The 20,086-nt window shown below is 63.7% G+C and carries 18 protein-coding genes; 10 read left to right on the forward strand and 8 right to left on the reverse strand.

Annotation, left to right across the window (positions count from 1 at the left end; translation table 11 throughout):
- Positions 1–23: 23 nt before the first annotated feature.
- The 3 genes from KI611_RS16445 to KI611_RS16455 all read right to left on the reverse strand — a co-directional run bounded on the left by KI611_RS16445 (position 24) and on the right by KI611_RS16455 (position 3,465).
- On the reverse strand, positions 24–2,039 hold the full coding sequence (locus KI611_RS16445) for a methyl-accepting chemotaxis protein (protein ID WP_226416731.1): 2,016 nt from the start codon (positions 2,037–2,039) through the stop codon (positions 24–26).
- Between the two features lie 210 nt (positions 2,040–2,249).
- Positions 2,250–2,453: a type II toxin-antitoxin system HicB family antitoxin gene (locus KI611_RS16450; protein ID WP_226416732.1), complete on the reverse strand. Its 204-nt coding sequence runs from the start codon at positions 2,451–2,453 to the stop codon at positions 2,250–2,252.
- A gap of 109 nt (positions 2,454–2,562) precedes the next feature.
- Positions 2,563–3,465, reverse strand: a complete 903-nt coding sequence (locus tag KI611_RS16455; RefSeq protein WP_226416733.1) for a LysR family transcriptional regulator — start codon at positions 3,463–3,465, stop codon at positions 2,563–2,565.
- A gap of 139 nt (positions 3,466–3,604) precedes the next feature.
- Here KI611_RS16455 and KI611_RS16460 point away from each other — a divergent pair, with 139 nt between their 5' ends.
- The 3 genes from KI611_RS16460 (at position 3,605) to KI611_RS16470 (ending at position 6,168) form a co-directional block, all read left to right on the forward strand.
- On the forward strand, positions 3,605–4,204 hold the full coding sequence (locus tag KI611_RS16460; protein ID WP_226416734.1) for an FMN-dependent NADH-azoreductase: 600 nt from the start codon (positions 3,605–3,607) through the stop codon (positions 4,202–4,204).
- Between the two features lie 67 nt (positions 4,205–4,271).
- Entirely contained in the window at positions 4,272–5,156 is an 885-nt protein-coding gene (locus KI611_RS16465) for a pirin family protein (RefSeq protein WP_226419934.1), read from the forward strand.
- A gap of 85 nt (positions 5,157–5,241) precedes the next feature.
- Positions 5,242–6,168, forward strand: a complete 927-nt coding sequence (locus KI611_RS16470) for a VTT domain-containing protein (protein ID WP_226416735.1) — start codon at positions 5,242–5,244, stop codon at positions 6,166–6,168.
- Between the two features lie 20 nt (positions 6,169–6,188).
- Here the strand turns inward: KI611_RS16470 and KI611_RS16475 are convergent, their stop codons facing one another.
- Positions 6,189–6,884, reverse strand: coding sequence for a Crp/Fnr family transcriptional regulator (locus KI611_RS16475; RefSeq protein WP_226416736.1), 696 nt, complete (start codon positions 6,882–6,884; stop codon positions 6,189–6,191).
- Between the two features lie 295 nt (positions 6,885–7,179).
- On the opposite strand from KI611_RS16475, the gene KI611_RS16480 reads away from it, so the two are divergent.
- From KI611_RS16480 to KI611_RS16500, 5 genes are all read left to right on the forward strand, one after another.
- Entirely contained in the window at positions 7,180–8,910 is a 1,731-nt protein-coding gene (locus tag KI611_RS16480) for a nitrite reductase (protein WP_319002304.1), read from the forward strand.
- A gap of 91 nt (positions 8,911–9,001) precedes the next feature.
- Complete coding sequence (locus KI611_RS16485) at positions 9,002–10,489, forward strand: type IV pili methyl-accepting chemotaxis transducer N-terminal domain-containing protein (protein ID WP_226416737.1); 1,488 nt, start codon at positions 9,002–9,004, stop codon at positions 10,487–10,489.
- The gene (locus tag KI611_RS16490; RefSeq protein ID WP_226416738.1) at positions 10,486–10,692 is read left to right on the forward strand and encodes a hypothetical protein; all 207 of its coding nucleotides are present in this window, start codon (positions 10,486–10,488) and stop codon (positions 10,690–10,692) included. The genes KI611_RS16485 and KI611_RS16490 overlap by 4 nt, the downstream gene beginning before the upstream one ends.
- Complete coding sequence (locus KI611_RS16495) at positions 10,689–11,249, forward strand: HPP family protein (protein ID WP_226416739.1); 561 nt, start codon at positions 10,689–10,691, stop codon at positions 11,247–11,249. Before KI611_RS16490 ends, KI611_RS16495 begins: the two co-directional genes overlap by 4 nt.
- Before the next feature lie 33 nt (positions 11,250–11,282).
- Positions 11,283–11,933, forward strand: coding sequence for a low molecular weight protein-tyrosine-phosphatase (locus tag KI611_RS16500; protein WP_226416740.1), 651 nt, complete (start codon positions 11,283–11,285; stop codon positions 11,931–11,933).
- Here the strand turns inward: KI611_RS16500 and KI611_RS16505 are convergent.
- The 4 genes from KI611_RS16505 to KI611_RS16520 form a co-directional block, all read right to left on the reverse strand.
- A complete protein-coding gene (locus KI611_RS16505; RefSeq protein ID WP_226416741.1) occupies positions 11,862–12,779 on the reverse strand; it encodes a DMT family transporter in 918 nt (305 codons plus the stop codon). The genes KI611_RS16500 and KI611_RS16505 overlap by 72 nt on opposite strands.
- A 90-nt stretch (positions 12,780–12,869) precedes the next feature.
- Positions 12,870–13,973, reverse strand: a complete 1,104-nt coding sequence (locus KI611_RS16510) for an alkene reductase (RefSeq protein ID WP_226416742.1) — start codon at positions 13,971–13,973, stop codon at positions 12,870–12,872.
- Positions 13,974–14,122: 149 nt separating this feature from the next.
- Complete coding sequence (locus tag KI611_RS16515) at positions 14,123–14,707, reverse strand: TetR/AcrR family transcriptional regulator (protein ID WP_226416743.1); 585 nt, start codon at positions 14,705–14,707, stop codon at positions 14,123–14,125.
- 35 nt (positions 14,708–14,742) lie between these two features.
- Entirely contained in the window at positions 14,743–16,167 is a 1,425-nt protein-coding gene (locus KI611_RS16520; protein WP_226416744.1) for a DHA2 family efflux MFS transporter permease subunit, read from the reverse strand.
- Between the two features lie 255 nt (positions 16,168–16,422).
- Here KI611_RS16520 and KI611_RS16525 point away from each other — a divergent pair, with 255 nt between their 5' ends.
- Both KI611_RS16525 and KI611_RS16530 read left to right on the forward strand, forming a co-directional pair.
- Complete coding sequence (locus KI611_RS16525; protein ID WP_226416745.1) at positions 16,423–18,363, forward strand: sigma-54-dependent Fis family transcriptional regulator; 1,941 nt, start codon at positions 16,423–16,425, stop codon at positions 18,361–18,363.
- Positions 18,364–18,434: 71 nt separating this feature from the next.
- Positions 18,435–20,084 (forward strand): bifunctional diguanylate cyclase/phosphodiesterase, encoded by a 1,650-nt coding sequence (locus KI611_RS16530; protein ID WP_226416746.1) that lies wholly within the window; start codon positions 18,435–18,437, stop codon positions 20,082–20,084.
- The last annotated feature ends 2 nt before the right edge of the window (positions 20,085–20,086 follow it).

The following is a 20,086-nucleotide window of genomic DNA, read 5'->3' on the forward strand; positions in this document are numbered from 1 at the left end:
TACCGCCCGCTCGGCGAAGCTATTCAGAGCTTGAAGTAGGCGACCTGATCGCGCAATTCGGCGGCCATTCTCTGCAACTGGGCGGCGTTTTCGGCGTTGCTGTGGATGGTTACATTGGTCTCTTCGGTCATCTGGGCGACCTGCTCGACGCTGCCCGCGATATCGTTGGCGGCGATGGCCTGTTCGCGCGTCGCATCGGCGACTTCGACCGCCCGGCCGCGCGACTGGCCGGCTTCGTCGGCAATGCTTTCGAGCATGCCGGCCACCTCGTTGACCTTGTTCAGGCCGCTCTGGATTTTTGGCGTCACGGCCTGCATATCCTCGACCGTCAAGCGCGTATCGTCCTGGATCTGCTTGATCTCGGCGGCAATTTCTTGCGTCGCCTTGGCGGTCCGTTCGGCCAGCTTGCGGACTTCGTCGGCCACCACGGCAAAGCCGCGCCCGGTTTCGCCGGCCCGCGCCGCTTCGATTGCGGCATTGAGGGCGAGCAGATTGGTCTGGTCGGCAATATCGCGAATCACGTTGGCAATCCCGCCAACTTCCTCGGAACGGATCAGCAAGCGGCTGACCTGATCGGACGAGGCATGAACGTCATTGGCCATCGACTCGATATCGGCGACCGCCTGGTGAATCGCCGTCACGCTCTGGTTGGTGAGCGACGAGGTGCGCTCCGAACTCAGTTCGGTATCCTTGGCCAGTTTCGACACTTCGGTGATGCTTACCGTCACCTCTTCCAGCGCGGCGGCCGACGCTGCCGTCGACTGGGCCTGGCGTTCGGTGGCAATGCTGATTTCGGCCGCCGTCGTCGACATGTTCTGCGAGGCGGTGTTGATGGTATCCGCCGCGGCCCGGACGCTACCGATCACCCCGCTGAGCTTTTCCGCCATCTGGTGCATGGCATTCATTACCTTGCCGACCTCGTCCTGGCGCGGTGTCGCCAGCTTGACCGTCAGATCGCCTTCGGCCACCCGGCGCGAACTGACAACCAGTTCGGCCAGCGGCTTGATCACGATGCGGTTCAGGAAGAAGCTCAGCACGCCGAGCAGCAAGATGGTCAGCACGACAATCGCCACCAGCATGATGTTCCGGACATGGGTGGCCAGACTGAAAATCTCTTCGGCATAGCTGCCGGAAACAACGATCCAGTCGAGCTCTTTCAAGTCATTGAAAACCACGATCTTGTCCCGCGCCCGGGTTTCGCCGGACTCCTTGTTGAGCCACGGATAACGCAAGACGCCATTGCGCTTCTCGATGATTTCCTTGATGAAGGAACGGCCATCGCCATCCACCGAGCCGATGATGTTCTTTCCTTCCTGCACCGGGTGGATCAACAACTCACCGGCCGCCGGACCTTCCTTGGCATTGAGCACGAAGACATAACCCGTCTCGCCCAGCTTGACCTGATGGACAGTCTTCTTCAAATCGGCCAGCGAACTCGTGATGTCCGTCCCGACGGAAAACAGGCCAACAACCTCACCCTTGGCATCCTTGATCGGCGAATACTTGGTCATGTAATTGCGGCCAAACAGGTTGGCCCAGCCGATGTAGGAGTTGCCCGCGCGAATCATCGAATACGCCGGATGCTGCTTGCCCAACGGCGTACCGAGGGCGCGACTGCCATCTTCCTTTTTGACCGATGAGGCAATCCGGACAAAGTCATCGCCTTTGCGGGCAAAAACGGTGGCGACATTGCCGTTGCTCAGCTGGGTGAAGCTATCGACTTCCCTGGTATTACCGTTCAGCGCCGCCCCGTTCAGCTTGAGTACCGGCGTATCGCCGCTCTCGAGAACATAAGTTCCGGCCAGCGTCGCGGTAAACAGGCGCGACCAATTCTCGGCCTGCTGGCGCAGCGTGGCATCGGTCTGGGCGATCATGTTGAGAACCAGCTGATTGGTGCTTTTCAGCTTGGCGGTTTCATCGCGTTCATTGATTCGGCGGGTTTCCGAGTCAAGAAAGAGGGCAAAACAGCCCAATGAAATGACGATAGCCAGCGCAACAATAATGGCAACGCGAAAACGTATGGATTGACGATCGACCATGATTCCTCCTGCACGAAGAACACCGAAAACTGCCCGCAACCGGACAAAACGCATATCTATGACCTAAGTAAGATCATATGCGATTTAAGGCAAAAGTGTCAAATATAATAAATACTTGAGAATTGCCGATCATGGCCGGGTGCAGCCGGCCATCTGTCTAAAACGCCGCCCGGGCGTTGCCCCGGTCGTTGCGCCGAACGTCTCCGACGACTAAGCCTCCTCGTCGTTCTGCTGTGGCAAAGCCTCGGCGTTCCGCTCGAAGTACAGCTCGATCGCCTCGCGCAGGTTGGCTACGGCTTCCTCGTCGGTCGCGCCGTCGCTGGCCACGTCAAGCTCCAGGCAACGGGCGACGAACAGGCCGTCTTCCGGATAAACCTCGTATTTGATTTTGTAGGGGGTCGGTTCTTCGTTCATGGGGAGTGGTTGGTACCTGACTGAGCACCGGGTAGCTGAAAAACCGGATTATCGTTGAAGGCCAAACCAGCCAGCAAGGCGTTGCCGCCAAAAGACGCCGATTGATCGCCTAGTTGCCCCTCGCCAGCGCCGAGCGCAGCATGTCCATGAACGCCAGGGTGCGCGCCGGCAACAGACGGCGACCGGGGGTGACGCACCAGATCGTCACGGTGGGCAGCGCCCATTCCGGCAGGACGCGCTTGAGCAGGCCCTGCTCGACCCATTTGACGACGAAGCGATCGGCCAGGCCGACGATCCCCATCCCATGCGCCGCCAGGTCGCGCTGCAGGCCCGGCGAGTTGGCGGCCAGCGGCCCGTTGGGCAGCCCCTCCCAGTGTTCCGTGCCGCAGGTCAGACGCCAGGGCACGGCTTCACCGTTGCCGCCGATCAGGCGCAGGCCGACGTGATCGAGCAGTGCGCCGGGCGTCGCCGGCACGCCATAGCGCGCCAGGTAGGCCGGGCTGGCGTACAGCCCGTTCTGCAGATCGCAGAGCTTGCGGGCGACCAGCGTGGCATCGTCGGGCAAACGCGTGGCGGCGCGCACGGCAAGATCGAAACGTTCGGCGAGCAGATCGACCCGGCGCGGCGACAGATCGAGTTCGAGGCGCACTTCCGGGTAGTCGGCGGCGAACTGCAGCAGCATCGGCGTCAAATCCAGTTCGCCGAAATCCGGCGGCAGGGAAACCCGCAATACGCCGCGCGGCGTGTCTTGCCGATGCAGCGCCATGGCCGATGCGGCTTCGGTTTCCTCGAGCAGTCGCTTGGCGTGGTCGAGGATCCGCTCGCCGAACTCGGTGATCGCCAGGCGCCGCGTGCTGCGCGTCAGCAGGCGCTCGCCGAGTTTTGTCTCGAGCCCGGTGATGCGCCGCGACAGCGTCGATTTCGGCAGGCCGGTGCGCTCGGCGGCGCGCGAAAAGCTGCCCGTCTCGATAACGCGGGCAAAGAGGATCAGATCGTTGGCATCCAGACTCATCCGTTATCTCACTATTCCATTTACGGAACAATAATACCCATTTGAACGGCTTCCGGCCCACCAAATTGATCAATAGAATTCGTTTCATGGCTGCAGCAATTACCGGCCTCCTCACCCTGACCTTCCTGGAGAAAACATCATGAAAATCCTGCAAATCAATGCCAGCGCCCGTTCTGCCGGTGCCAACTCGACCCGTCTAGCCGATGCCGTGACGGCTCGCCTGCTGGCGCAAAACCCGGACGCCAGCGTCGAACTGCGCGACCTGGCCAGCAACCCGCACCCGGTCCTCGACGAACCGGCGCTCGGCGCCCTGTTCACGCCGGCCGAGCAGCGCACGCCGGAACAGGCGGCGCGTGTCGCCCTCGATGACGCGCTGATCGCCCAGCTGCAGTCGGTCGATGCCATCGTGCTCGGCGTGCCGATGTACAACTTCGGCATCCCGGTTCAACTGAAGACCTGGATCGATGCCATCGCCCGCGCCGGCGTCACCTTCCGCTACACCGCCAACGGTCCGGAAGGCCTGGTCACCGGCAAGAAGGTCTATGTCGCGCTGGCCCGCGGCGGCCTCTATCGCGATACGCCGGCCGACTCCCAGGTGCCGTACCTGAAGAACGTGCTCGGCTTCCTCGGCATGACCGATATCGAATTCATCTACGCCGAAGGCCTGGCAATGGGTGCCGAATCGGCCGGCAAAGCTTTTGCCGAAGCCGAGGCACGGATTGAAGCGATTCTTGCCTAAACAACATGGCCACCAGGAGGCAGCCCTGACCGGCATGGCCTCCTTCTTTCCCGAGGAGCAGCGCATCATGAATTCCGATTCCATCAAGACCAGTTCCGCCAGGCGAACCGTCGAGCGCCTCGTTCACGGGGTTCAGACCTCGGATGGGGCCGGCGTACGCCTGACCCGGGTGCTGACGCAGCAGCTGCAGCGCCGGCTCGATCCCTTCCTGATGCTCGACGCCTTCCGCAACGAGAATCCGGATGACTATATCGGCGGCTTCCCCGACCATCCGCACCGCGGCTTCGAAACGATCACCTACATGATCGCCGGCCGCATGCGCCATCACGACAGCGCCGGCAACCAGGGCCTGCTCGGACCGGGCGGCGCCCAGTGGATGACGACCGGCAGCGGCCTGATCCATTCCGAACTGCCGGAACAGGAAGCAGGCCTGATGGAGGGCTTCCAGCTCTGGCTCAACCTGCCGGCCAAAGACAAGATGAGCGCGCCGAACTATCGCGACATTCCCTCGGCCGCCATCCCGGAATTGGTCAATGCCGATGGCGTTCGGGTGCGCGTCATCGCCGGTTCCAGCCAGCAGCTGGCCGGCGCCGTGCAGCGGCCGGTCACCGAACCGCTCTACCTCGACGTCCATATGCCGGCCGGCAGCCGTTTCGTGCAGGCCATCCCGGCCGGGCACAATGCCTTCACCTATACCTACCGCGGCCAGGTCAGTATCGCCGGCACCGTCGTCAACGACCGTCAGATGGCCATTCTGGCCAATAACGGCGGTACCGCGGTGAGCATTGAAGCGGCGGAAGAAGCCCGCCTGCTGATCATTGCCGGGCAGCCGCTGAATGAGCCGATTGCCCAGTACGGCCCGTTTGTGATGAATAATGCCGAGGAAATCCAGCAGACCCTGCGCGACTATCAGGCCGGCAAATTCGAGGCGGCCGTCGTCCAATCGCTGTGAACCAAGTCGCCGCCCGCCGGTCGTATCGGGGAATTGGCCCTTGGCCGGGTGCCGGCCAACCTGAAGACAAGCGAAAGGCGACGTGATGGACCTCTCCCAGATCAGCGAATCTCTGCAGCGCGATGCGGTCTGGGTCGTTTTTCTCAATGTCCTGCTGCAGCAGGCCGGGCTGCCGGTACCGGCCGTCCCGACCCTGCTGCTGGCTGGCAGTCTGGCCGCCAGTCCAAGCCAGCTGGCCAACATCCTGGCCGCCGCCATCGTCGCCTCGGTGCTCGCCGACTGGATGTGGTATCTGGCCGGACGGGCCTTTGGCTATCGAGTGCTGGCCGGCCTGTGCCGGCTGTCGATCAACCCCGGCTCCTGCGTCAACCAGACCGAAGCCCGCTTCGTCCGCTGGGGGCTCGGCTCGCTGGTCGTCGCCAAGTTCATCCCCGGCTTTTCGACGGTGGCGCCACCGATTGCCGGCGCATTGCGCATGGGGCTACTCGGTTTCCTGCTCGCCGCGGCAGCCGGCGCCGCGCTGTGGGCGGGCGCCGCGCTGGCCGCCGGCTGGCTGCTCCGTCAGGAAGTACATAGCCTAGTTGGCGTTCTCGACCGCCAGTCGGGCGGGGCGCTGCTGGTGCTACTCGGCATCGTCGCCATCTGGCTGGGCTGGAAGCTGTGGCAGAAATACCGCTTCCGGAAACTGGCGGCGGTACCGCACATCACGCCGGATGAACTGCTTGCGGCACAGGCTGCGCAACGTCCGCTGCTTCTGCTCGATCTGCGCGGCCCGGCGATGGTCGCCGAAAGCGGCGCCATCGCCGGCGCCACGCTGGCCGAGCATGACCGCCTGCTGGATGCGGTCGGCGACTGGCCGAAAGACCAGTTGATCGTCACGCTCTGCGCCTGTCCGGAAGATGCCGGCGCGATTCAGGCGGCGCGCCGCCTGCTCGACGCGGACTACCAGACGGTGCGCCCGCTGAAGGGCGGCTACGAAGCCTGGCTGGCTACGGCGAACGTCAATCCCTGAGGATTCGGCGATCGGCCGGCTCAGAGCTGGTGCAGATTGAGCCGGGCGACGTTCGGGATCCGGATTTTCTTGCCTTCGACGACAATCAGGCCGAGTTCCGACAGCTCGTGCAAAATGCGGGAAAAATGTTCCTGGGTCAGATTCAGCCGCGAGGCAATGACCCCTTTGCTGATCGGCAGTTCAAGCACGACATCGCTGGCCGTCAGATGCTTCTCGTCGAGCTCGCCGATCAGGTAACCGATGATGCGCTGCTTGCCGGAATGCAATGAATACGCTTCGACATCGGTCATCAACTGGTGCAGGCGCATCGCCAGACCGGCCAGCATCTTGCGGGCGAAGCCATGGTCGCGCTCCAGTTCCTCGAAAATCACCGCCTTCGGCACATGCAGCAGCAGCGAGTCCTTGAGCGCCTGGGCAAAAACGATGTACGGCTTGTCCATGAACATGATCGCCTCGCCAAAGCTCTGCCCTTCCTGCACGATCTCGACGACCTTCTCGTTGCCCTGCGCCGAGGTGAACCCCAGCTTGACCTGGCCGTACACCAGAACATGGAATCCGCTGCACGGGTCGCCCCGGTGGAAGAGCATTTCTCCCTTCTCTGCCCGGACTTCCTGGGTGCATTTGGCAAGGCGGGTGATTTCCTCGGGCGCCAGTCCGTCGAACAGTGGAACATGGCTGAGCAGACTTTCGATACTGATCGCTTGATGGTCCCGCATGTATAGGTCTCCACGTATTTGTAAGTGATTTGTTGCGCGATTATAAGCAATTAGACCTAGTTACTAATGGCTAGCGAATACCCGCTTCTCATATCACGGCCGGCAACCCGCCGGCCGGACCAGCAAGGCCGAATCGGATGGCCAGACGGCATGGCTTGATCATCATCAAGTCCGGCCGGCCGCGCAGGCCGCCTGGATGCGTCGCCCGGCCCTCTCTTGATTCCGATCAAAGCGCAAATCGCCGGGCTTGCGAGAGTGCCCCGCCGCAGTCCATTTCAATGAGGAAAAGGGAGTGATGAATTCAAATAATTTCAAGCGTTACCGTCTAGCCGCCTTGCCGGCCCTGGCCCTGGCTGTTCAGTTCGCCTTCGCGCAGGCGCCGGCCGCCCATGGCGATGGCACGCTGCGCGACTATCAGACGGCCGGCGGCTCGCCGCTGGCCAACATCCCGATGCACCAGGACATCAACCCGCTGGCGCCGAAAATGAGCGAGGCCGAGTTCGACAAGGCCAAGCGCATCTTTTTCGAACGCTGCGCCGGCTGTCACGGCGTATTGCGCAAGGGCGCGACCGGCAAGGCGCTGACCCCGGACATCACGCTCGACAAGGGCCTCGACTATCTGAAAGTCTTCATCAAGTACGGCTCGGCCGGCGGCATGCCGAACTGGGGGACCTCCGGCGTGCTCAGCGACGATGAAGTCGATCTGATGGCCCGCTACATCCAGCAGACGCCGCCGGCCCCGCCGGAGTACGGCCTGAAGGAAATGGAAGCGTCGTGGAAGGTGATCGTGCCGGTCGACCAGCGGCCGAAGAAGAAAATGAACAAGCTCAATCTCGACAACCTGTTCTCGGTGACGCTGCGCGATGCCGGCGAGATTGCGCTGATCGACGGCGACAGCAAGAAGATCGTCAGCATCCTCAACACCGGCTACGCCGTGCATATTTCGCGGATGTCGGCCTCCGGGCGCTACCTGTTCGTGATCGGTCGCGATGCCAAGATCAACCTGATCGACCTGTGGATGGAAAAGCCGGACACCGTCGCCGAAATCAAGGTCGGCATGGAAGCGCGCTCGGTCGAAAGCTCGAAGGCCAAGGGTTACGAGGACAAGTACGCGATCGCCGGCACCTACTGGCCGCCGCAGTTCGTGATCATGGACGGTGACACGCTGAAGCCGCGCAAGATCGTGTCGACCCGCGGCATGACCGTCGGCACCCAGGCCTACCATCCGGAGCCGCGCGTCGCCGCCATCGTTTCCTCGCACTTCAATCCGGAATTTTTCGTCAATGTGAAGGAAACCGGCATGGTGTACTCGGTCGATTACCGCGACCTGAGCAACCTCAAGATCAAGATGATCGAAGCCGCCCCTTTCCTGCATGACGGCGGTTTCGAATCGACCCACCGCTACTTCATGGATGCGGCCAACGCCTCGAACAAGATCGCCGTCATCGACACCAAGGAAGGCAAGCTGACCAAGCTGGTCGAGGTCGGCAAGACGCCGCATCCGGGGCGGGGCGCCAATTTCGTCGATCCGCAGTTCGGCCCGGTCTGGGCGACCGGCCACCTCGGCGACGAAACGATTTCGCTGATCGGCACCGATCCGGAGAAGCATCCGGACAACGCCTGGAAGGTCGTGCGCACGCTGCAGGGCCTGGGCGGCGGGTCGCTGTTCCTGAAAACGCATCCGAAGTCGAAGAACCTGTGGGTCGACACGACGCTCAATCCCGAACCGGGCGTCAGCCAGGCGGTTGCCGTCTGGGACATCGAGCACCTGGAAAAAGGCAGCCAGCTGATCCCGATCAGCGACTGGTCCGGCATCAAGGCCGGCCCGAAGCGGGTCGTCCAGCCGGAGTACAACAAGGCCGGCGACGAAGTCTGGTTCTCGGTGTGGAACGGCAAGGACCAGGAATCGGCGATCGTCGTCGTCGATGACAAGACGCGCAAGCTGAAAGCCGTCATCCGCGATCCGAAACTGGTCACGCCGACCGGCAAGTTCAACGTCTATAACACCCAGCACGACGTCTATTAACGCTGTATCTAGACAAAAGGTAGGGGGTTCTGCCCCCTGCCCGTTTTGCTTAGCATGTCGCTTTGCCAGGAAGCCACGAGGTCAGAGTCAATTGAGTGCCCGCTTCAGAGATTCCCACTGGGCGCAACGCGACCTGCTGGCGCGCAACCCGCTGTTTTCCGGCTTGGCCCGGCTGCATTTCGACGAACTGATCGCCGCCAGCCGGCTGCTCGAACTGCCGGCCGGTCACGTTCTCTATCGGGCCGGCGAGCCGGTTCGCGAAGCGCATGTGCTGTTCAGCGGCAGCGTCAAGCGCTCGACGACGCTGGCCGGCGCGACGAAGAAAATCATCGAACTGGTCCAGTCGCCGCAAATGCTCAGTCTCGGCGAGCTGTTCGGCGCCGCCCACTACGCTTCCTGCTGCACGGTTATCACGCCCTGCGTCATCGTCGCCATCGACATCCACAAATTGCGTGGGCTGATCCAGCGCAGCCTCGATCTCAGCTGGCGCGTCATCCAGGCGCTGGCCGAGCGTCAGTGCGCCGTCGAGTTCGATGTGACCGGCCATCATTACGGCCTGACCGGCACCCAGCGCGTCCTCGATTACCTGCTCGAACAGGCCGGCGACCGGGCCCGGCTGGCCGGCGAGACGACCGTCACGCTGAAAGCCAGCAAGAAGATGATCGCCGGGCGCATCGGCATGACCCCGGAATCCTTCTCGCGCAACCTGCGGCAACTGAGCGACAGCGGCTTCGTCGTGGTCGAGGGACGCAACGTACACATCCAGAATGCTGCCCTCCTCGACACCGAAATCGGCAATTCGACCCAACGCCTCAACTTCTCCCGCAAACCCCGCACCGATGGCGCGCAGCCCGGCAAGAGTCTGTCCTTCGGCGCCCTGATCAATTCATGCGGCCGGCTGCGGATGTTGTCGCAACGTTTGAGCATCGCCTGGGCCCAGATTGCTTTCGATATTGCGCCGGCCCGGGGCCGGGTCAAACTGCGGCAACTGGAGCTGGAATTCGCGCGCAACCTCGAGCGGCTGGCGAAACTCGGCCAGCCCGGAGAGGTCGGCGAACGCCTGGCGGCGGTCGCGGAAATCTGGCCCGGCTATCGCCAGGCCCTGTTGGCGGCGGAAGCGCAGCCATCCGACGGCGAGCAGGTTCTGGCCCTGAGCGAAGCCATGTTACGCGCCACCGATGCGCTGGTCGTCCAGGCCGAGCAACTGGCCGGCACGCCGGAAGCCCGCTACGTCAATATCGCCGGGCGGAACCGCATGCTTTCGCAACGGATCGGCAAGTTTTTCCTGTTTCAGGAACAGGTCGGAGATGCCGCCGCCGTCCCGCAGCACGCCGCGGCGTCATGCCGGGAATTCGAGCGCAACCTCGATGAATTGCAGCGCGGTGGGCAAAACCTTCCCGAACTGGCGGCCCAGCTACGCGAGGTGGCCGGCCAATGGCATAAATTCATGCGCGCCCTGCAGCCCGACCTGGCGCATGGCCACAAGGCGAAGCACGCCCAGTCGGTGATTACCGAAGGCGACCGTCTGCTCCGGCTGGTCGATACGGCGGTGAAACTCTACGAAAGGCTGAGCAAATGACCCCGAACAAAAGCGAAATCGAACAGGCGCTCGAACTGGAGCTTTCCGACGAGGACATCCTCGATGCGCTGAGCCACATTTCCGGCTACATCGACATCAGTACCGAGGATTTTCGGACGGTTTACCACCTCGCCTGGCGCCACGCCCTGGCCCGGCTGCAAGCCCTGCAGGATGACGAAGCGGCAAGCGGCCCCACCGCATGAAACTTGAAAACCGTTGGCGTGACTATTGGCAGAAGATGCGCGGGACGACACGGGGCAGCCCGCCGCGCGTCAGCAATGAAGAAATCCTGCTGTCGTGGATCGGCGCTTTTGTCGGCATCGGCAGCCTGGCCGGACTCGGTCAGGTTTTTTTTGCCGACGGCGACCTGGTGCTGATGATCGGTTCCTTCGGGGCGTCGGCGGTGCTGCTGTTCGGCGCCGTGCGCAGCCCGCTGGCCCAGCCGCGCAACCTGCTCGGCGGCCATATCATCTCGGCCCTGACCGGCGTCATCTGCTGGAAGTGCCTTTATTTCGCCCCCTGGCTCGCCGCCGCCCTGGCGGTGGCGACGGCCATCGCCCTGATGCACGCGACGCGCACGCTGCACCCGCCGGGCGGCGCCACCGCCCTGATCGCGGTCATCGGCTCGGCCGACATTCATCAGCTCAGTTTCTGGTATGTGCTCGTTCCGGCGACGCTCGGACCGTTGATCATGCTGATCGTCGCGCTGCTGATCAACAACCTTCCCCGCTCCCGGCGTTACCCGGAAATCTGGTTTTAGGCCAGGCACCAAGGCATCCGTGCGATTATTGATTTGAAATCAATCCTGCCATCGATCATGAACCGGCCTTACCGTATCCTCTGTGTCTGCATGGGCAATGTCTGCCGCTCGCCAACGGCCGAGGCGGTGCTCCGGCGCCTGATCCAGCAACACCAACTGCAGGGAAAAATCGAAGTGGACTCGGCCGGCACGCACGGCTACCGCGTCGGCGAAAGCTGCGACGGGCGCACCCAGCAGCGCACCCGGGAACGCGGCTACGACCTGTCCAGCATGCGGGCGCGAAAAATCGGCTGGCAGGATTTTGACTACTTCGACCTGATCCTGGCGATGGACAAGGGCAATCTGTACAACCTGCGGCGCATCGCCACGGAGGAGCAGCAGGGCCGGATCCACCTGCTGATGGAATTCGCCCGAAATTTCGTCGAAGAAGAAGTCCCCGATCCCCTGGTGACGCTCGGCGAGAACTTCGATCACATGCTGGCGATGATCGAAGATGCCTGCGCCGGGGTAATCGAGTATGGCAAAGCCAAGTTGGCCGGGGCTGAGCAACAAGCCGGCGGCCCGCCCGCGTCAGGCGAGACGTTAGCGGAAGGCCGGCCGGGGCAAGCTCGTTCAGTCGACGGCGGCGAGCGGCCGCTTGACCGGATTGCGCCGGCTGGCCGCCCAGCCGATCAGCGACAGTAGGGCCAGGCCGCTGCCGATCAGCACGATGCCGGCGACCTCGAGGCTTTTGAAGGCTTCGCCGAAGGTCAGCCGGGAGGAAAGGATCGCCACCACCGGCGTGCCGAGTACCGACAGACTGGCTTCCCAGGCCGGCACGCGGTCGAGGATGTAGATCCACAACCACCAGCACAGTGCCGTGCTGGCCACCGACATGAAAACCAGAATGCCAATATAGGAACCCGACCAGTCGGTAGCCCGTTCCGGGACCAGCGCCGCCAATATGATTAGCGGTACCGCCCCGATCAGCATCTGCCAGCTGGTCAGGGCGAGCAGATCGACCTGGTGCCGGGAGCGCAGCCGCTTGACCAGAATGGTTCCGGTAGCCCAGCAGATAGCCGCCATCACCCCGAGGAACTTGCTAAACAGGCTGGAGTGCATGTCCCACGGTTCGATGATCAGGAGCAGGCCGGTCAGCGTGCTCAAGGCGGCCAGCCACTGCTGGCCGCGGATCCGCTCGCCGAGGATCGGCCAAGCCATCAACAGCGTCCAGATCGGCATGGTGAAGATCAGCACCGCCGTCTTGCCCGGGCCGCCTTCGACCAGGGCCCAGGTCTGCAGCGCCATGAAACCGGCGACCTGGGTCAGGCCGATGGCCAGCGTCAGGCCCGGCGCGACCAGACGGATCGGCCGGCCCATCAGCTTGAGCGCCAGCAACAAGGCCAGGGCCCCGCCGACGCAGCGCTCGGCGGCAAAGGCGAAGGGCGGCGCATAGACCAGCCCCTGCTTGGCAAGCACCCAGGTATAGCCCCAGGTCACGGAGAGTACGACAAGCGCGAGCGGCGGCAGCCAACGGCGGAAGGAAGACATCGGGCAATGATCCTGCTGAAAAGCGTCAAAAAATCGCAGGATGCTGACTGTTCAACTCCCGCCGGATGGGGGGCTAGCGCCCCCCTCAGATCATGCTGCGACGACGTCGGCCAGCACCGGATAATCGGTGTAGCCCTCGGCCCCGCCGCCGTATAGCTTGTCGGCCCGCAGCTCGTTGAGCGGCGCATCGTCGCGCAACCGGCGGACGAGATCCGGGTTGCTGATGAACGGCCGGCCGAAAGCCACCAGATCGGCCTCGCCGTTGGCCACCGCGGCCAGTCCGGCGCTGCGGTCGATACCGTTATTGATCATCCACGCCCCCGGGAAGCGGCGCTGCAATGCGGCGTAATCGAAGGCCGGCTGGGCATCGGCCGGGAAGCGGGCGCCGCCGGTTTCACCCTCGATGACGTGAATGAAGGCCAGGCCAAGCGGCGCCAGCTGTTCGACGACATGGTTGAAGAGGGCCTGCGGATCGCTGTCGCGCGCCGCATCGTTGACCGTCGTCAGCGGACTCAGGCGAATGCCGGTACGCCCGCCGCCGATTTCGGCGGTGACGGCCTGCATCACTTCAAGCAGCAGCCGGCTGCGATTGGCGATACTGCCGCCATAAGGGCCGCTGCGGTCGTTGATGCTGTCGCGCAGGAACTGTTCGAGCAGATAGCCGTTGGCGGCATGCACCTCGACGCCATCGAAGCCGGCGTCGATGGCATTGCGCGCGGCCTGGCGATAATCGGCGATCAGGCCGGGCAATTCGTCGTCGCGTAGGGCGCGCGGCGGGGAAACATCGACAAAACCGTTGGCGGTAAAGGTCTTGGCCTTGGCCTGGCGATTGGTTGACGATACCGGGGCGGCACCGCCGGGCAACAGCGAGACATGCGAGATCCGCCCGACATGCCAGAGCTGGATGACGATCTTCCCGCCGGCGGCATGTACCGCGTCGGTGACCTGGCGCCAGCCGGCCAGCTGGGCCGGCGTGTGGATGCCCGGGGTATCGAGGTAGCCCTGGGCCAGCGGGCTGATCTGGCTGGCTTCGCTAACGATCAGGCCGGCCGTCGCCCGTTGCCGGTAATACTCGGCGGTCAGCGGCGCGGCGACCTGGCCTGCGCTGGCGCGATTGCGCGTCAGCGGTGCCATGACGATGCGGTTGGCGAGCTGAATGTCGCCGATCTGGATGGGATCGAACAGGGAAGTCATGAGCGGTACTCCTTCGATAGAATTGTTCAACGAATGCCGCATAAGCAGCGAGGATCAGCAACCCCGGAACCAGACAATTAGACCGGTCGTCTGGTTCCGGTTTAAAAAATTGACCGCGCAAACCGCGGCCATCGGGCATCGCTAACCGATCAGCCGGCCAGCATTTTCAGTGTCACGGTCATGGCGTTCTGCATCGGTTCGCGGTTGCGGTGCAGCTTGGTCAGCAGACTCGCCCCCAACCACAGTTGGTAGAGCATCTGCGCCGTCGCCTGCGGCTCGAGAGCGGGCAGCGAGGCATCGGCGACGCCAGCTTCGATGCAGCCGGCCAGCCGCGCCACGATCTGATCGGTGCCGTCGCGCAGCGTGATGCGCATGGCGTCCGACAAGTCGGCGACTTCGGCGCCGAGTTTGACGACCAGGCATTTCTGCTCTTCGCAATCGGCGCACTGCGCTTGCATCCACCGCTCCCAATAACACATCAGCCGCTCGCGGGCCGACAGGCCGGGCGACTGCAACAAGGCATCGATGCCGGCCAGATAGGCCGCGAAATAGCTCTCCAGCAGCGCTTGCCCGTACTGCTCCTTGGACTTGAAGTAGTGATAGAACGAGCCTTTGGGCACACCGGCTGTCTGCAGGATCTCATTCAGGCCGACGCCGGAAAAACCCTTCCCGGCGATGATCCGGTAGCCGGTATCGAGGATGTGCTGGCGCGTGTCGTCGTGGCGAATATTCATGATGGCGCCAGAATACGATCAATTAGACCAGTCGTCTAGTGATTTTTTTCCCGGCGCTTCATCAAGCTCGCCGCCGCCAGTGCAAAAGCAAAGGTGATGGCGAGGAGTAGGAAGCTTTGCGAAAAAGCGCGGGCGATGCCGCTCTCGGTGACGCCATAGACGCTCTGCCGCCACTCGACAAAGACCGCCGCGATGGCGACGCCGATGACCCCACCGAGTTGGCGCGCGTAACTGATCACCATCGACGACTGACCGAGCTGATGCACCTCCATGCCGCGCAGGGCGGCCAGACTGAGCGATGGCAGGATCAAGGCCAGGCCGACGCGGCCGAGCACGGTGACGGCAACCAGCTCGAGATAGCTGATGTGGGTGCCGAATAGCGCAAACAGCACGAAGGAGATGCCGAACAGGACCAGGCCCCCCATCGTCAGGGCCTGCGGCTGATGCCGGTCGGCCAGACGACCGGCGAGCGGAATGCAGATGGCCAGGGCGATCCCGGCCGGCAGCAGGGCCAGGCCGGCGTGTGTCGCCGAGAAACCGAGCGCGCTCTGGAGAAAAACCGGGATCAGATAGGTCGAGGCATACAAGCCAAAGCCGTAGGCGAAGGAAACCAGGCTGCCCATGGCGAACGGCCGATCGGCGAAGAGTGCCAGGCTGACGATGGGGTTTTTGCTGCGCCGGGCATGCCGCACGAACAGCGCCAGGGCGAACAGCGCGATGGCGAACTGCAGCCCGGTCCATGGATTGCTCAGGCCGCTGTGATGCAGGCTGGCCACCCCTTCGACGGTGCACACGGTGGCCAGACTGAGGACCGCGACGCCGAACCAGTCGAAGACCCCGAACTTGAGTTCGGTCGCCCGCGGCATCAGGAACAGGCCGGCAATGCCGGCGACCAGGCAAAACGGCAGGTTGATCAGGAAGATCGCCTGCCAGCCGAAATGATCGAGCAGCATGCCGCCCAGGGCCGGAGCGACGGCCGGGGCCAGCACGATGCCGAAGCTCAGCAGGCCGGAAGCCCGGCCCTGGCTGTCGGCCGGAAACAGCCGCATGACGGCCAGGGCGCCCAAGGGTTGCAACAGGCCGGCCGCCGCCCCCTGAACGATGCGGGCGAAGACCAGGAAGGAAAAACTGCCGGACAGACTGCCAGCGATGCTCGCCCCGGCCAAGACCAGAATCGCCGTCAGGAAGCAGCGGCGAAAGCCGAAACGGTCGAGCAGCCAGGGCGTCGGCAGCATGGCCAGCGTCATCGCCCCCATGAAGCCGGTGATCGCCCACTGCACCCGTTCCTGGCCCAGCCCGAAATGACTGACCAGGGCCGGGATCGCCACGTTGAAACTGGTCGTCGACAACACCGCGGCCACCGTGCCGAGGGCCACCACCACCAAGACCAGCCATTTGTAGCGGCTGCCGAAGCGTTCGATCAACCGGTCGCGCGAAGGAGAAAGAGGCGAATGGGACATGGGGGAGAAGCCGTCGGAAAAGGAAAATGAATGGACAACCCGATAATTAGCATGAATCGCCGCGCACCGCGACAACGATTGGCGCAGGCATGGCCGAGCGCCGGCAATTTGCCGGTCCGTCACCCGGTTTGGCAGGCGGCATGCCTGGCCCCCCATTTTCCCCTGCAGCGCCTGGCGCATTGCTACTAGAATGGGGAGGTGCTTCGCCAGTAAACAACAAAACAACAAGAAACACGCAATGCCCCCGGAGGAGAGATGGGACAACTACATTTCATGGCCGATGTGCACGGCCAGCAACTGCAACAAGCCAGGCAGCTGTTCTTTACCCGCGGTGAACGGCCGGAAGGCCTGGTCGACGCGCTGATCGTCCGTTCCTGGGAGCGCTGCCAGCGGTTCGGACTGAGCGAGAGCCATGCCATCGCGGGCCGCGAATCGCTCGACCGGCTGGCCCTGAAAACCGAGCAGGAGCGGAATCGCTACCTGCTGCTCCAGGGCCGGCCGATCATGGAGCACGTCTACGAACAGATCCGCGAATCGGGCAGCATGGTCATCCTGGCCGATGCCAATGGTCTGCTGCTGGAAACCGTCGGCGATCCCGACTTCGTCGACCGTGCCGGACGCATCGCGCTGTCGGCCGGCGCCTCATGGGACGAAAACCAGCGCGGCACCAACGCGATCGGCACCGCGCTGGCCGAAGAAGCGCCCACCGCGGTGCTCGGCGCCGAGCATTTCTTTGAAAACAACGCCTTCCTGACCTGCTGCGCCAGCCCGATCTTCGGACCGGATGGCCGGCTGATCGGCGTCCTCGACATTTCCGGCGACTACCGCAGTCAGCAACGGCACACCCTGGGCCTGGTTCGCCTGTCCTCGCTGCTCGTCGAAAAGCGCCTGTTCGAATGCCTGCACGCCGGCGACATCCTCGTCTGCTTTCATGGCCGCGCCGACTACCTCGGCAGCCCGAAGGAAGGACTGGCCGCCGTTTCGCCGGACGGGCAGATTCTGGCGATGAACCGGGCCGGCCTCGACATTCTCGGCATTCGCCAGGTCGATGCGGTGCGCCGCGATTTTTCGCTGGTCTTTGAAAACAGCCTGGCCACGCTGATCGATCGCCTGCGCCACAAACCGCAGGCGATTGGCGAATTGTCGGTGAACGGCAAGGTGCTCAGCCTGCAGCTGCGGGGCCAGTTGCCGCCAGCCAGCATGGCCGGCCGCGTTTACGACGAACCGCCGGCCGAGCGCAGCCCCCGCCCGGCAGCCGCGACACCGACCCCGGCCATCACGCTCGATTCGCTGAACACCGGCGATGAGCGCCTGCAGGCGGCAATCGACCGGGCCCGGCGGATTCTTGGCCGCGACATCCCGATTCTGATCCAGGGCGAATCCGGCGCCGGCAAGGAACTGTTCGCCAAGGGCTTTCACAACAGCGGCCCGCGCCAGGCCGGGCCGTTCGTCGCGCTGAACTGCGCCTCGATTCCGGAAAACCTGATCGAATCCGAGCTGTTCGGCTATGCCGGCGGCGCCTTTACCGGCGCCCGCAAGGAAGGCGCTCCGGGCAAGATCCAGCAGGCGCATGGCGGGACGCTGTTCCTCGATGAAATCGGCGACATGCCGCTCAATCTGCAGGCCCGGTTGCTGCGCGTACTGCAGGAGCGTTGCGTGACGCCGCTCGGCAGTACGCGGGCCATCCAGGTCGACATTTCGCTGGTCTGCGCCACCCACCGCCGCCTGCGCGAGGAAGTGGCGCGCGGCGCCTTCCGCGAGGATCTTTACTACCGCCTGAACGGGCTGTGCGTCACGCTACCGGCCCTCCGCGAGCGCACCGACCTGCGGCAACTGGTCGGCAAGCTGGCGGCCGCCGAAGCCGGCCAGTCGGCCCCGGTCCAATTCAGCGAAGGCGCCCTGCTGGCCATCGAAAAATACGCCTGGCCGGGCAACATCCGCCAGTTGTTCAACGTCATCCGGGTGGCCATTGCGCTGCTCGACAACGGGACAACGCTGATCGACGAAAGCCACCTGCCGGAAGAGCTGTTCGAGGCCGCCCCGCCGGCACCGGCGAGCGCGACCGGCAGCCTCGAGGCAATCGGCCGCGACGCCGCCTGGCGCACGCTGGAATCGGCCGGCGGCAACATCTCGGCGGCCGCTCGCCAACTGGGGATCAGCCGCAACACGCTGTACCGCAAGCTGGGTAAACTCTGAGCCACAGCCTTCGCTACGCCCGTTACACCACGATGAGCCTCGACCAATCGACGGAAGCCCCCGGAATCCTGATGTCCGCCAGCCAGAACTTGTTCGACAACGTGCCCGCGATGATGCACTCGATCGACACGACGGGAACCATCGTTGCGGTCAGCCAGAAATGGCTGGATACGCTGGGCTACGCGCGCGCCGAGGTGATCGGCCGGAAGTCCGCGGATTTCCTCAGCGAAGATTCGCGGCGCTACGCCATCGATACCGTTTTGCCGGCATTTTTCGCCAGCGGGGCATGCACCGACATTCCCTATCGCCTGGTCGCCAAGGACGGGCGCCTGCTCGATGTGCTGCTATCGGCCAATTGCCAGCGCGATGCGCAGGGCGAGATCACCGGCAGCATCGCCGTCATGCAGGATGTGACGACCCAGCAATTGGCCGAACGCCGCCTGAAACTCAGCGAAGCGGCGCTCAAGGAGGCGCAGAGCGTTGCCCATATCGGCAGCTGGATTCTCGACCGGCAAAACAACGAGTTGATCTGGTCCGATGAGCTTTTCCGGATACTGGAGATTGATCCCGAAATCGGCGCGTCCAAGGACGCCTTCCTGGCCCGCCTGCACCCGGACGACCGCGACGAGGTCAAGCGGGCTTACCGCTCGTCCCTGACCTACCGCCACGCCTACGAGATTCGTCACCGTCTGCTGTTCCCGGATGGACGGATCAAATACATCCACCAGCGCTCCGAATTTCCGGCCGAAGGCACCGAACTGCCGGCCCGCTCGCTCGGCACCTTGCAGGATGTGACCCCGGCCGTCCTGCAGGAAATGGCCTACCAGGAGAGCGAGGAGCGTTTCCGGACAATTGCCGACCACGCCTACAACTGGGAATACTGGGAGGGGCCGAGTCGGGAAATCCTCTACGTCAGCCCATCCTGCCTGCGCGTCACCGGCTATTCCCAGGCTGAATTCATTGCCGATCCGAGCCTGATCCAGCGGATTGTCTTTGCCGACGATCAGGCGGGATTCGCGCAACACCTGGAAGACGCGCACACCCAGGTCGAGTGCGAGGTCAATTTCCGGATCGTCCGCAAGGACGGTGAAATCCGCTGGATTGCCCACGGTTGCCGTGCCGTGACGACCAGCGACGGCCGGTCACGGGGCCGGCGGGTCAGCAATCGGGACATTTCCGATCTGAAAAATGCCGAGGAGCTGGCCAGCAAGCTGGCGCACTTCGACACCCTGACCGGCCTGCCGAACCGGCGCATGCTCCAGGACCGGCTGTGGCGCGCCATCGCCCAGGCGAAACGCACCCAGCGGCCGCTCGCCGTGATGTTCCTCGATCTCGACCGTTTCAAGCAGATCAACGACACGCTCGGCCATGACGTCGGCGATCAGCTGCTGATCGAAGTCGGCAAGCGCCTGAGCGCCAGCGTCCGCAAATGCGACATGGTGGCGCGCGCCGGAGGCGACGAATTCATCATCGTCCTGCCGGAAATTACCGCACCGGGCGATGCCGCGGTCGTCGCCGGAAAATTCATCGCCGCCATCCAGCGCCCGATGCAGGTCGGCCAGCACAGCTTCGCGGTTACGGCCAGTATCGGCATCGCCGTGCGGGCCGGCAGCGACACCGACGACGCGGCGGAAATGATGAAAAAGGCCGACATCGCGATGTATCAGGCGAAACGGGCCGGACGCAATGCCTTTCGCCTGTTCGCCGAGACCCCGGCCTAGCC

It is taken from the genome of Dechloromonas denitrificans (assembly GCF_020510685.1).
Lineage (GTDB): Bacteria > Pseudomonadota > Gammaproteobacteria > Burkholderiales > Rhodocyclaceae > Azonexus > Azonexus denitrificans_A.

Excerpts from the sequence above, each read along its gene's own strand:
- KI611_RS16445 (WP_226416731.1), bottom strand. The coding sequence starts at position 2,039 with ATGGTCGATCGTCAATCCATACGTTTTCGCGTTGCCATTATTGTTGCG.
- KI611_RS16450 (WP_226416732.1), bottom strand. The coding sequence starts at position 2,453 with ATGAACGAAGAACCGACCCCCTACAAAATCAAATACGAGGTTTATCCG.
- KI611_RS16455 (WP_226416733.1), bottom strand. The coding sequence starts at position 3,465 with ATGAGTCTGGATGCCAACGATCTGATCCTCTTTGCCCGCGTTATCGAG.
- KI611_RS16460 (WP_226416734.1), top strand. The coding sequence starts at position 3,605 with ATGAAAATCCTGCAAATCAATGCCAGCGCCCGTTCTGCCGGTGCCAAC.
- KI611_RS16465 (WP_226419934.1), top strand. The coding sequence starts at position 4,272 with ATGAATTCCGATTCCATCAAGACCAGTTCCGCCAGGCGAACCGTCGAG.
- KI611_RS16470 (WP_226416735.1), top strand. The coding sequence starts at position 5,242 with ATGGACCTCTCCCAGATCAGCGAATCTCTGCAGCGCGATGCGGTCTGG.
- KI611_RS16475 (WP_226416736.1), bottom strand. The coding sequence starts at position 6,884 with ATGCGGGACCATCAAGCGATCAGTATCGAAAGTCTGCTCAGCCATGTT.
- KI611_RS16480 (WP_319002304.1), top strand. The coding sequence starts at position 7,180 with ATGAATTCAAATAATTTCAAGCGTTACCGTCTAGCCGCCTTGCCGGCC.
- KI611_RS16490 (WP_226416738.1), top strand. The coding sequence starts at position 10,486 with ATGACCCCGAACAAAAGCGAAATCGAACAGGCGCTCGAACTGGAGCTT.
- KI611_RS16495 (WP_226416739.1), top strand. The coding sequence starts at position 10,689 with ATGAAACTTGAAAACCGTTGGCGTGACTATTGGCAGAAGATGCGCGGG.
- KI611_RS16505 (WP_226416741.1), bottom strand. The coding sequence starts at position 12,779 with ATGTCTTCCTTCCGCCGTTGGCTGCCGCCGCTCGCGCTTGTCGTACTC.
- KI611_RS16510 (WP_226416742.1), bottom strand. The coding sequence starts at position 13,973 with ATGACTTCCCTGTTCGATCCCATCCAGATCGGCGACATTCAGCTCGCC.
- KI611_RS16515 (WP_226416743.1), bottom strand. The coding sequence starts at position 14,707 with ATGAATATTCGCCACGACGACACGCGCCAGCACATCCTCGATACCGGC.
- KI611_RS16520 (WP_226416744.1), bottom strand. The coding sequence starts at position 16,167 with ATGTCCCATTCGCCTCTTTCTCCTTCGCGCGACCGGTTGATCGAACGC.
- KI611_RS16525 (WP_226416745.1), top strand. The coding sequence starts at position 16,423 with ATGGGACAACTACATTTCATGGCCGATGTGCACGGCCAGCAACTGCAA.
- KI611_RS16530 (WP_226416746.1), top strand. The coding sequence starts at position 18,435 with ATGTCCGCCAGCCAGAACTTGTTCGACAACGTGCCCGCGATGATGCAC.